The sequence below is a fragment of the Amycolatopsis alkalitolerans genome, assembly GCF_006152065.1.
Taxonomy (GTDB): Bacteria; Actinomycetota; Actinomycetes; order Mycobacteriales; family Pseudonocardiaceae; genus Amycolatopsis_E; species Amycolatopsis_E alkalitolerans.
Window position 1 is genome coordinate 38,874 of sequence record NZ_VDFW01000043.1, and the last position, 11,479, is coordinate 50,352.

General features: G+C 70.2%; 8 protein-coding genes. 2 read left to right on the forward strand and 6 right to left on the reverse strand.

The window, feature by feature from the left end; translation table 11 throughout:
• Window positions 1-3: 3 nt before the first annotated feature.
• The 6 genes from narI to FG385_RS31000 form a co-directional block, all read right to left on the reverse strand.
• Window positions 4-732, reverse strand: a complete 729-nt coding sequence (gene narI / locus FG385_RS30975) for a respiratory nitrate reductase subunit gamma (protein ID WP_139100351.1) — start codon at window positions 730-732, stop codon at window positions 4-6.
• The gene (gene narJ, locus FG385_RS30980) at window positions 729-1,319 is read right to left on the reverse strand and encodes a nitrate reductase molybdenum cofactor assembly chaperone (protein ID WP_139100352.1); all 591 of its coding nucleotides are present in this window, start codon (window positions 1,317-1,319) and stop codon (window positions 729-731) included. The genes narI and narJ overlap by 4 nt, the downstream gene beginning before the upstream one ends.
• Window positions 1,316-2,968 carry a nitrate reductase subunit beta gene (gene narH, locus FG385_RS30985; protein WP_139100353.1) on the reverse strand — a complete coding sequence of 551 codons (1,653 nt, stop codon included), beginning with the start codon at window positions 2,966-2,968 and terminating at the stop codon, window positions 1,316-1,318. Before narH ends, narJ begins: the two co-directional genes overlap by 4 nt.
• Entirely contained in the window at window positions 2,968-6,612 is a 3,645-nt protein-coding gene (locus FG385_RS30990) for a nitrate reductase subunit alpha (RefSeq protein ID WP_139100354.1), read from the reverse strand. Before FG385_RS30990 ends, narH begins: the two co-directional genes overlap by 1 nt.
• Window positions 6,613-6,691: 79 nt before the next feature.
• Window positions 6,692-7,141, reverse strand: coding sequence for a hemerythrin domain-containing protein (locus tag FG385_RS30995; protein WP_139100355.1), 450 nt, complete (start codon window positions 7,139-7,141; stop codon window positions 6,692-6,694).
• Window positions 7,141-8,343: an MFS transporter gene (locus tag FG385_RS31000; RefSeq protein WP_235022899.1), complete on the reverse strand. Its 1,203-nt coding sequence runs from the start codon at window positions 8,341-8,343 to the stop codon at window positions 7,141-7,143. Before FG385_RS31000 ends, FG385_RS30995 begins: the two co-directional genes overlap by 1 nt.
• A gap of 226 nt (window positions 8,344-8,569) precedes the next feature.
• Here FG385_RS31000 and FG385_RS31005 point away from each other — a divergent pair, with 226 nt between their 5' ends.
• On the forward strand, window positions 8,570-10,729 hold the full coding sequence (locus tag FG385_RS31005; RefSeq protein WP_139100356.1) for a phosphocholine-specific phospholipase C: 2,160 nt from the start codon (window positions 8,570-8,572) through the stop codon (window positions 10,727-10,729).
• Window positions 10,730-10,760: 31 nt separating this feature from the next.
• Window positions 10,761-11,390, forward strand: coding sequence for a LysR substrate-binding domain-containing protein (locus FG385_RS31010; RefSeq protein ID WP_139100357.1), 630 nt, complete (start codon window positions 10,761-10,763; stop codon window positions 11,388-11,390).
• Window positions 11,391-11,479 lie beyond the last annotated feature (89 nt).

The window sequence follows — 11,479 nt, forward strand, 5'->3', positions numbered from 1 at the left end:
CCGTCACGGCACCTTCTCCCATCCCCTCCGCGGCGCGCGGGCGCCGAGCCGGGCGTCCCGGCTGCGGTAGACGATGTAGGGCCGCGTCAGGTAGCCCAGCGGCATCGAGAACACGTGGACCAGCCGGCTGAACGGCCAGAACGCGAACAGCACCCACGCGGCGATCACGTGCGCCCGGAACCCCCACGGCGCCTGCTTGATCAGCGCGGTCTCGGGATGCAGGTAGAAGACCGAGCGGAACCACGGCGCGACGGTTTCGCGGTAGTCGTGCGGATGACCGGTGACGTTGCCGAGCACCGTCGTGCCCAGCCCCAGCAGGATCGTGCCGATCAGCAGCACGTACATGACCTTGTCGTTGCGGGTGGTCGCCGAGAACACCGGGCCGACGGTGCGGCGCCGGTAGATCAGGATCGCCGCCCCGCCGAGCGTGCACACGCCCGCGACGGTGCCGAGCGTGAACGCGCCGGCGTGGTAGGCGGTTTCGCTGATCCCGAGCGCCTCGGTCCAGTTTTCGGGAATCAGCAGCCCCACGACGTGGCCGAGCACGACGAACAGAACGCCGAAGTGGAACAGCGGGCTGCCCAGCCGCAGCAGCCGCCGCTCGTACAGCTGCGAGGACCGGGTGGTCCAGCCGAACTTGTCGTAGCGGTAGCGCCAGTAGTGGCCCACCACGAAGATCGCGATCGACACGTACGGGATCGCGATCCACAGCAGAGCGTCCAGCACACTCATACGACGCCTCCGAAAGGTTCAAGCCCGACTTCTTCCTCCGGCGGCCCCTGCGCGACCAGCCGCGCGACCGCGTCATGGTCGCGGCCGCGCAGGGGCGGCAGGGTCGCCGAGACAGAGTCGAGCACCGGCGCCCACGGCGAGCCGGTCTCGCGCAGCCCCAGGCGAAGCAGTTCGAGTCCCGCGCGGTGCTCGGTGAGCAGCCGCGTCCCGGCCTCCGGAGCGCCCGCGGCGAATTCCAGCACGACCGCGAGGTGGTCGGGCAGTTCGGACTCGGCCAGCTCGAGCCCGGCCGCACGGTAGGCGTGGGTGAAGCGCAGCAGCGCCATCCCGCGTTTGCGGGTGTCGCCGTAGCTGTAGTAGGTCAGGTACAGGCTGCCGAGCTTCCGGTGGTCGAAGGTCGCCACGTAGTCTTCGGCCAATATGGACAGTGGCGTCGCGGCACAGTGGTCCAAAAAGGACACGAGTGGCGCGCCGACGGGTTCGGGCAGGCCGCGGGCGACCTCCCGCAGCAGCGGCATCCGCTCGGGCAGCGCCGGGGCCGGGTAATCCAGCAGCAGGGACTGCGCCTGCCACGCGGTCGCGTTCATGATCCCTCGTTCCGCGGCGGGAACAGGCCATCGGGCCTGCCCTTCCCGTCCCAGTTGAGCAGGTTGACCCGGCTCTCCTTGTGTACCGGGGCCGCGACCGTGTCGGAGGTCTGCCGGTGCTGCAGCATCCGGAAGTTCTCCACCGCGATCGGCGACGCGCCGCCGGAACCTTCCCCGAAGGGCCCGGTCATGCCGGGTCCGCCGTCGTAGTCGAGGCTGCACTCGGTGGCCAGCTCTTCGAGGCCGTGTGCCTGTTCGGCGTGCGCGGGCGGGATCACGTACCGCTCGTCGTACTTGGCGAGCGCGAGCAGCCGGTACATGTCGTAGACGTCTTCCGCGCCCATGCCGACCTTCGCCACGATCTCCTCGCGCGGTTCCCGGCCGAGGTTGATGTCGCGCATGAACGAGCGCATGGCCGCGAGCCTGCGCAGCACGGCGTCCACCGGCGCGGTGTCGCCCGCGGTGAACAGTTCGGCCAGGTACTCCACCGGGATGCGCAGCGCCTCGATCGCGGCGAACAGGTTGCCGTGATCCTCCGCGTCGTGCCCGGTGTCGCGCACGACGTCGACGACCGGGGACAGCGGCGGGATGTACCACACCATCGGCAGCGTGCGGTACTCCGGATGCAGCGGCAGCGCGATCCGGTAGGTGTTGATCAGCTTGTAGACCGGGGAGCGTTGCGCCGCCTCGATCCAGTCGCGCTGGATGCCCGCGCGCTCGGCTTCGTGGATCACCTCGGGGTCGTGCGGGTCGAGGAAGACGCCCCGCTGCGCCTCGTACAGATCCTGATCATCCTTTGTGGACGCGGCCGCGAGCACCTTGTCTGCGTCGTAGAGCATCAGCCCGATGTAGCGCAGCCGCCCGACGCACGTCTCCGCGCAGACCGTCGGGATACCGACCTCGACGCGCGGGAAGCAGAACGTGCACTTCTCGGCCTTGCCCGTGCGGTGGTTGAAGTACACCTTCTTGTACGGGCAGCCGGACACGCACATCCGCCAGCCGCGGCAGCGATCCTGGTCCACCAGCACGATGCCGTCCTCACTGCGCTTGTACAACGCGCCCGAAGGGCAGGATGCGACGCACGACGGGTTGAGGCAGTGCTCGCAGATCCGCGGCAGGTAGAACATGAAGGTGCGGTCGAACTCGAACTTCACCTTGTCCGAGATGTTCTTCAGCACCGGATCGGCGCGCGCGAGGTCGGGCGCGCCGCCGAGGTCGTCGTCCCAGTTGGCCGACCACGAGATCTTCGTGTTCTCCCCGCTGATCAGCGACCGCGGCCGGGCCACCGGGGTGTGCTCGGCCAGCGGGGCGCTGGTGAGGTTCTCGTAGTCGTAGGTCCACGGCTCGTAGTAGTCGTCGATCCCCGGCAGTTTCGGGTTCGCGAAGATCGTGAGCAGCTTGCGGAACCGGCCGCCGCCCTTGAGCGCCAGCCGGCCGCGCCTGTTCAGCGTCCACCCGCCGCGCCAGCGCTCCTGGTCCTCGTAGGTACGCGGATATCCCTGCCCCGGCCGGGTTTCCACGTTGTTGAACCAGACGTACTCGGTACCGGACCGGTTGGTCCACGCCTGCTTGCAGGTGACCGAGCAGGTGTGGCAGCCGATGCACTTGTCGAGGTTCATCACCATCGCCATCTGGGCCATAACACGCATCAGTACTCCACCTCCTGGCTCCTGCGGCGGATCACGGTCACCTCGTCGCGCTGGTTGCCCGTCGGGCCGAGGTAGTTGAAGGCGAAGGACAGCTGAGCGTACCCGCCGATCAGGTGTGTCGGTTTGATCAGCAGCCGGGTCAGCGAGTTGTGGATCCCGCCGCGGCGGCCGCTCGTCTCGCTGCGCGGCACGTCGATCAGCCGGTCCTGTGCGTGGTACATGTAGACGGTCCCTTCCGGCATCCGGTGCGACACCACCGCCCTGGCGACCACCACGCCGTTGCGGTTGACCGCCTCGATCCATTCGTTGTCGGCGACCCCGACCTTCGCCGCGTCCTCTTGGGACATCCAGATCGTCGGGCCACCGCGGGACAGGCTCAGCATGAACAGGTTGTCCTGGTATTCGGAGTGGATCGACCACTTCGAATGCGGGGTCAGGTACCGCACCGCCACGCCCAGCTCCCCGTTCTCCCCGACGCGCGGCTCGCCGAAGAGCGCGTCCATCCGCAGGGGCGGGCGGAACACCGGCAGCCCCTCCCCCAGTTCGGCCATCCAGTCGTGGTCGAGGAAGAAATGCTGCCGGCCGGTGAGGGTGTGCCAGGGCTTGCGGCGCTCCACGTTGATGGTGAACGGCGAGTAGCGGCGGCCACCGGTCTCCGAACCCGACCACTCCGGCGAGGTGATCACCGGCGTGGGCGCCACCTGCGTGTCGGCGAAGGTGATCTGCTTGCCCTCGTGCTCGCCCGCGAGATCCGCGAGCCTGGTCCCGGTGCGCTTCTCCAGGGTGTGGAACCCTTGCGTGGCAAGGTGCCCGTTCGTGGTGCCGGACAGCGCGAGGATCGCCTCGCACGCGTTGACGTCCCGCGCGAGCGACGGGCGGCCAGCCGCCGGTCCACTTCGGACGGTGCCGTTCTTGTGCCGCAGGTACTCGACGCCCTGGCCGAGCTCGAACGTGACGCCCTTCGTGGTCGCGCCGAGCGAGTCGGCCAGCGGCCCGAGCGCGCCCATCTTCGCCGCGACCGCCGGGTAGTCGCGTTCGACCACCACGAGCTTCGGCATCGTCTTGCCCGGTACCGGCTCGCACTCCCCCGCGGCCCAGTCCGCCACCTTCCCGTGCGGGGTCGCCAGTTCGTCCGGGGTGTCGTGCAGCAACGGCATCGCGACGACGTCCCGGCGCACACCGAGATGCGTCTCGGCGAGCTTGCTGAAGGCCCGCGCGATCGTGCCGAAGGCGTCCCAGTCGGTCCGGGTCTGCCACGGCGGGCTGATCGCGGCGTTGAACGAGTGCACGAACGGGTGCATGTCGGTGCTGCTCAGATCGTGTTTCTCGTACCAGGTCGCCGCCGGGAGCACTACATCGGAGTAGACGGTCGTGCTCGTCATCCGGAAGTCCAGCGTCAGCAGCAGGTCCAGCTTCCCGGTCGGCGCGTCTTCCCGCCACACCACGTCTTTCGGCCGCGCGTCCGCAGGCGCCTCGTCGGCGCGGACGGCGGAGTCGGTGCCGAGCAGATGCTTGAGGAAGTATTCGTTGCCCTTCGCCGAGGACCCGAGCAGGTTGGCGCGCCAGATCGTCAGCACGCGCGGGAAGTTCTCCGGGGCGTCCGGATCCTCACCCGCGAACCGCAGCCGCCCGGCCTTCAGCTCCGACACGACATGCTCACCAATGGGCGTCCTCCCCGCCTCGTCCGCCAGATCGAGGGGGTTGCGGTCGAATGTCGGATACGAGGGCATCCAGCCCATCCGCGCCGACTGCGCGAGCAGGTCCGCCGTCGTCTTCCCGGCGAACCCAGCACCCGCGGCGAACCGGCCGGCGTGGAAGGGGTCGTAGCGGAACTGGTCGGTGTGCAGGTACCAGTACGCGGTCTGGATCATCTGCCGGGCCGGGCGCTGCCAGTCCGACGCCGTGGCCAGCAGCGAGTACCCGGTGATCGGCCGGACCTTCTCCTGCCCGACGTAATGGGCCCAGCCACCGCCGTTGACGCCCTGGCAGCCCGTCAGCGTGGTCAGCGTCAGGAACGCGCGGTAGATCGTGTCGGAGTGGAACCAGTGGTTGGTGCCCGCGCCCATGACGATCATCGAACGGCCGCGGGACTCTTCGGCGTTCGCGGCGAACTCGCGGCCGATGCGCGCCGCGGCCTGCGCGGGCACGCCGGTGATCGCCTCCTGCCACGCCGGGGTGTACGGCTCGGCCGCGTCGTCGTAGCCGGCCGGCCACACCCCGGGCAGGCCGTCGCGCCGCACCCCGTACTGAGCCAGCAGGAGATCGAACACCGTGGTCACCAGATGCCCGCCGATCCGGCGCACCGGCACGCCGCGCCGCAGGGTGCCCGCCGCCCCGTCCGGGGTGTCGAATCGCGGCAGTTCGACTTCGGCCGCCTCGCCGCCGAGCACCGACAGCAGCGGATCGACGTCCCCGAGATCGAGGTTCCACCGGCCCTCGCCCTGCTCGCCGTACCGGAAACCGAGCGAACCGCCCGGTACCACCGGATTCCCCGCCGAGTCCAGCAGCACGGTCTTGAACGCCGCGTTCTCGCCGGTGTCGCCGAGGTCCTCCGCGGTGAGGAACTTCCCGGGCACGTAACCGTTTCCGCGTTCCTCCAGCCGCACCAGGAACGGCAGATCGGTGTACTGCTTGACGTAGCCGAGGAAGTACGGCACCGCACGCTGGACGAAGAACTCCGTGAGGATCACGTGCCCCATCGCCATGGCGAGCGCGCCGTCGGTGCCCGGCTGCGCCGGGAGCCATTCGTCGGCGAACTTCACGTTGTCGGCGTAGTCGGGCGAAACCGCGATCACCTTCTGGCCGCGGTAGCGCGCCTCGGTCATCCAGTGCGCGTCGGGGGTCCGGGTCACCGGCAGGTTGGCGCCCCACATGATCAGGTACCCGGCGTCCCACCAGTCGCCGGACTCCGGCACGTCGGTCTGGTCGCCGAAGACCTGCGGGGAAGCCACGGGCAGGTCGGCGTACCAGTCGTAGAACGACAGCATCGCGCCGCCGAGCAGCGAATAGAACCGAGCGCCCGCGGCGTGCGACACCATCGACATCGCGGGGATCGGCGAGAACCCGGCCAGCCGGTCGGGGCCGTAGCGGGCGATCGTGTGCACATGGGCCGCGGCGATCATCTCGACCGCCTCGTCCCAGCTCGCGCGAACCAGACCGCCCTTGCCGCGCGCGGACTTGTACGCCCGTGCCCGCTCCGGATCGGACACGATCTCCGCCCACGCCGCCACCGGGTCCCCCGTGCGGGCCCTGGCCTCGCGGTACATCTCCAGCAGCACGCCGCGCACGTACGGGTACCGCACGCGGGTCGGCGAGTAGGTGTACCACGAGAACGCGGCGCCTCGCGGGCAGCCGCGCGGCTCGTACTCGGGTCTGTCCGGCCCGGTCGAGGGGTAGTCGGTCTGCTGGGCCTCCCAGGTGATGATCCCGTCCTTGACGTAGACCTTCCAGGAGCACGACCCGGTGCAGTTGACCCCGTGCGTGGAGCGGACGACCTTGTCGTGGCTCCAGCGATCCCGGTAGAACTCGTCGGCCTGGCGGCCGCCGATCTTGTACAGCGTGCGCAGATCCGGCGATACCTCGCCCCGGGTGAAGAATCGCCGGGTGCGCACGAGCGCGTCGGATACCTCGCTGTCCAGACTCATCGCGGCCCCTTCGCCGTAGCTGCTGATTGATCGCGAGAGCTGCACCGACCGTAACAGCGCTCGCGGGATGCCGCAGGTGTCACCGCGTGGTGCCCACGCGGGCGCGGACCGCGTCCACCGCGGCCCAGTCTCCGGTGCTCAGAAACCCCAGCGCGGCGGGGAAAACCCCGTCCTGCTCGGTGAGGATGTGCTCGCGCAGCACGTGCAGCGCGCCGAGCAGCCGGCCCGGCCAGGCTGGATCACCGGGCACCCCGTGCGCGGCCTCCGCGAGCACCGCCTCGATCTGCCGGTGCTCGGCGGTCAGTGCCTCGACGTGTTCGCCGAACTCGCCGGACAGCGCCGGGAAAAGACCTTCCTCTTCGACCGCGGTGTGCGGGGCGAGCACCGCGGCGATCTCTCGCGCGAGCTCGGCCATCTCGGCGGCGTCACCGCTGGTGCGCACCCGGCTGATCAGGGCGACCACGCGGTCGTGCTCGGCGGTCAGGTCCGCGATCTGAGGCAGGGCCTGGCAGCCGCAGTACTCGCACATCAGGCCACCTCGGTGCGCGTCTGCGCCGCGTGCCGGACGCCGGTCACGGTGAACAGCAGCGCGGAGACGGCGACCAGCGCCAGCGCCACGAGCCCGAGCAGGTACGAGGAAAGCGCGCTGTAAAGGGCGCCCATCAGCAGCGGCGGCACGAACCCGCCGAGCCCGCCCGCGGCGCCGACGATCCCGGTCACCGAGCCGACCCGGTCCGGTGGGGCGAGCAACGCCACGAGGGCGAACACCGCGCCGCTGCCCGCGCCGAGCGCGCCCGCCATCGCCAGGAAAGCGGCCGTCCCCCACGGCATCAGCGGTGGCGTGACCGCCTGCACGGCGGCGGCGACCCCCACCACGCCCAGCACCCACGACAGCACCCGGATCGGGCCGTACCGGTCCGACAGCCAGCCACCGGCCGGGCGCATGAGCACCGCAAGCACGACGAATCCGGCCATCCGGTTCGACGCGTCCACCTGAGCCAGCCCGTACGCGGTCTTCAGGTAGGCGGGCAGGTAGACCGAAAACGCCACATACCCGCCGAAAAGGACCGCGTACAGCGCCGAAGCCTGCCAGGTGACCGGCAGCCGCATGGCCGCGGTGAGCCGCCGGCCCAACGATTCGCTCGGGGCGGCCCGGCCCGGCGCGTCTCGCAGCCACAGGGCGGAAACGACCGCATAGACCGCGAGCACCACGGCGGTCACCACGAACGGTGCCGGCAGGCCCCACGCCGTCGTCAGGTTGACCGTGGTGAGCGCGCTGATCGCGGTGCCGCCCATCCCGGCGCCGAAGATCCCGATCGCCAGGCCGCGCCGGCGCGGCGGGAACCAGGCCGACACGAACGGCACCCCGACCGCGAACGACGTGCCGCCCATACCCAGCACGAACCCGCCCACCAGCAGTGCCGTGAGCGAGGAGTGCCCGGCCAGGCCTAGGTACAGCACCGGAAGCATGGTGACGGCCGAGACGAGCGGCAACATCACGCGCCCGCCGTAGCGGTCGGTCAGCGCGCCCACCGGGATCCGCCCGAGCGAGCCGACCACTACCGGCACCGCCACTACGAGCGACTGCTGGAACGCGTCGAGCCGCAACGCGTCCTTGAGCAGCGGGGCGAGCGGGCTCAGCAGCGCCCACGCCCAGAAGTTCACCGCGAACCCCACCGTCACCAGCGTCAGCATCAGCGCGGGGCGCCGCGCCGTCCGGCTTTCCGTCATCGAAACTCCCTCACCAGTTCCCGGTTCGATGGTGCCGTCCGGCGGGGGCCCGCAGCAGAGATCAACGGCCCCGGTGCCCGGTGACTTCGGTCCTCTTGATCAAGGACTTCCGATCCGTTGCTTCCCGCTCGCTTCGGCGGCTGTTCAGCTTTCGTTCCCGCGAACAGCGTCCGGCGCACGTAGCTTCGGCCGGTCCGCCTGTTCACCCCAGGGAAGGCGTAATAGGATGTCCGATCTGTCTCGTAGAGGTTTTCTCGGTGCCGCCGCGGCCGTCACCGGTGGCGCTGTGGTGGACGCGGCCCTGCCGGCCACCGGCGCGCAGGCCTCGCCCGGCCACCGGCCCTATGGGGACCTGCGGGATGTCCGGCATGTGGTGATCCTGATGCAGGAGAACCGCAGCTTCGACCACTATTTCGGCTCGCTCAAGGGAGTCCGCGGGTTCGGCGACCGCTCGACGATCACGCTCCCCGGTGGCCTTCCGGTGTTCCGGCAGCCGGCGACCGCGCCCGGCGCGCCGGTCACCTCGACCCAGTACCCGTGGCCGCTGGCCGCCGCCCCCGTCTCCGCCTACCCGGCGGGTCACCAGCCGCCGGACTCCGAAACCGGCGCCCAGGGCTACGGCGGCACGTCGCATAGCTGGGACGACCAGCACCTGGCCTGGAACGGCGGGCTGATGAACGGCTGGATGCACGCCAAGGGCGGCCCGACGACGCTCGGTTACCTGGAGCGCAAGGACATCCCGTTCCACTACGCGCTGGCCGACCTCTACACCGTCGGCGACGCCTACCACTGCTCGGTGCTCAGCGCGACCGGTCCGAACCGCACCTACCTGTGGGGCGGCACGATCGACGCGCAGCGCAAGTTCAGCGATTTCGTCGCCTACAACGGCGGCGACGAGCGGGGCAAGTTCCTGCCGTGGGAGTCCTACGCCGAGACGCTGCAGAAGGCGGGCGTGTCCTGGCGGGTCTACCAGTGCGAGGACGACTACGGCGACAACGGCGCGGAGTACTACGCGACGTTCGCGAAGCTCGACCCGACGCAGGGCGGCACGGCGGAACCCGGAAACGTCTTCTACGAAAACGGCGTGAAGAACGTCCCCGAGCCGCTCACCGGCATCTCCGCGAACGCCGACAACCTCGCCAGCGCGATCAAGGCCGACGTGCTGGCGGGCACGTTGCCGCGGGTGTCGTGGGTCGTGACGAACCAGGCCTTCTCCGAACACCCGGACGGCGCGCCGAACGACGGGGCCTACTACATCAAGGGCGTACTCGACGCGCTCAACGCCGATCCCGGCGTGTTCGACTCGACGCTGGTGATCATCAACTACGACGAGAACGACGGGCAGTTCGACCACGTGCCGCCGCCGGTGCCCGCACCCGGCACGAAGGACGAGTTCTACGCCGAAACCTCCGGCCCGCTCGCCGGCGCCGGGATCACCCAGCCGCTCCCGGTCGGCCTCGGCTTCCGGGTGCCGCTGCTGCTGCTCTCGCCGTGGACGCGCGGCGGCTGGGTCACCTCCGAGGTCAGCGACCACACCTCGGTGATCCAGTTCCTGGAGAAGTGGACCATGGCACTGGGCACCCCGGCGATCTGCCCGAACATCAGCGACTGGCGGCGTAGCGTCTGCGGCGACCTGACCGCGGCCCTCGACTTCACCTCACCCGTCTACGGCCTGCCGGACCTGCCCCCGGTGACGGTGATCGGGGATCCGCCCGGCGGCTCGTACCAACCGCCGGCCACCACGAACGGCATGCCGGCGCAGGAACCCGGGACCAGGCGGGCCAGGGCGCTGCCGTACCAGCCGAACGCGAACCTCGACGGGTTCACCGGGAACCGGGCGAACCTCTCGTTCACCAACAGCGGCCCGCAGGTGCGCAAGGCGAGCCACTTTTCGGTGTACGACAACACCGCGCCGGCGCGGACGCTCGCCGACTACCCGGCGAAACTGCCGGGGCAGTACACCGTCGCGCCCTCGCGCACGGCGACCGGTTCGGTGGAGGTCACGGGCGGCGAGTACGACCTGACCGTCGTCGGCCCGAACCGCTTCCTCCGGCATTTCACCGGTGATCTCGCCGCGGCCGGAAAAACGGCGGAGGTCTCCGCGTCGTACTACGGCGGGGCGTTCGGCCCGAAACCGCATCTGGTGCTCGAACTGGTCAACACCGGCCCGGCGGCAGTGACCTTCACCGTCGCGCCGGACAACTACGCGAAGGACCGGCCGAAGACCTACCGGGTGCCCGCCCACGGCCGGGCCGTGCACGTCGTCGATCCGCTCGCGACGAGCGGCGGCTGGTACGACGTGTCGGTGACGTTGCAGGGTGACGCTTCCTGGTCACGCCGGTACGTCGGGCACCTCGAGGACGGCACGAACAGCATCACGGGCTGACCCGGCGTACGCGGGCGGTAGTCTCGGCCGCATGACCTTCCGGCTCGCTTATGTCCCGGGCGTCACGCCCGGCAAATGGGTCCGGATATGGGGCGAACGGGTGCCCGAGGTGCCACTGGTGCTGCTCCAGGTGCCCGCGGCCGGGGCCGCCGGCCTCGTCCGCGCGGGCGAAGCCGAGGCCGTGCTCCTGCGGTTGCCCACGGATCGCGCCGGCCTGCACGCCATCCCGCTCTACACGGAGACCAGCGTCGTCGTGGTGCCGAAGGACCACGTCGTCACCGCGGCCGACGAGGTGGACTCCGAAGATCTGGCCGGCGAAGTCCTGCTCCACCCGCTCGACGACACGCTCGACTGGGAGGGGCCGCCCGGCCTGCCCGCGATCGAGCGTCCCGCCACGACGGCCGGCGCGATCGAACTGGTCGCGGCCGGGGCCGGGCTGGTCGTCGTCCCGCAGTCGCTCGCCCGGCTACACCACCGGCGCGATCTGACCTACCGCCCGGTCTCCGGCACCCCGCGGTCACGCGTCGCGCTGTCGTGGCTCGAAGACGAGACCACCGAACTCATGGAACAGTTCATCGGCATCGTCCGTGGCCGGACGGTCAACAGCAGTCGCGGGCAGGCGGCCCCGGCCCCCCGGCGGGGGAAAACTCGCCGCCGGTAAGGACTTGCGGCCCTAGGGCCAAAGCCGTTCAGTTAGCGGTCGTGGCTGCTGGTCAAGGATCTTGTTGTGGCGTGTCGGTGCCAGAGATG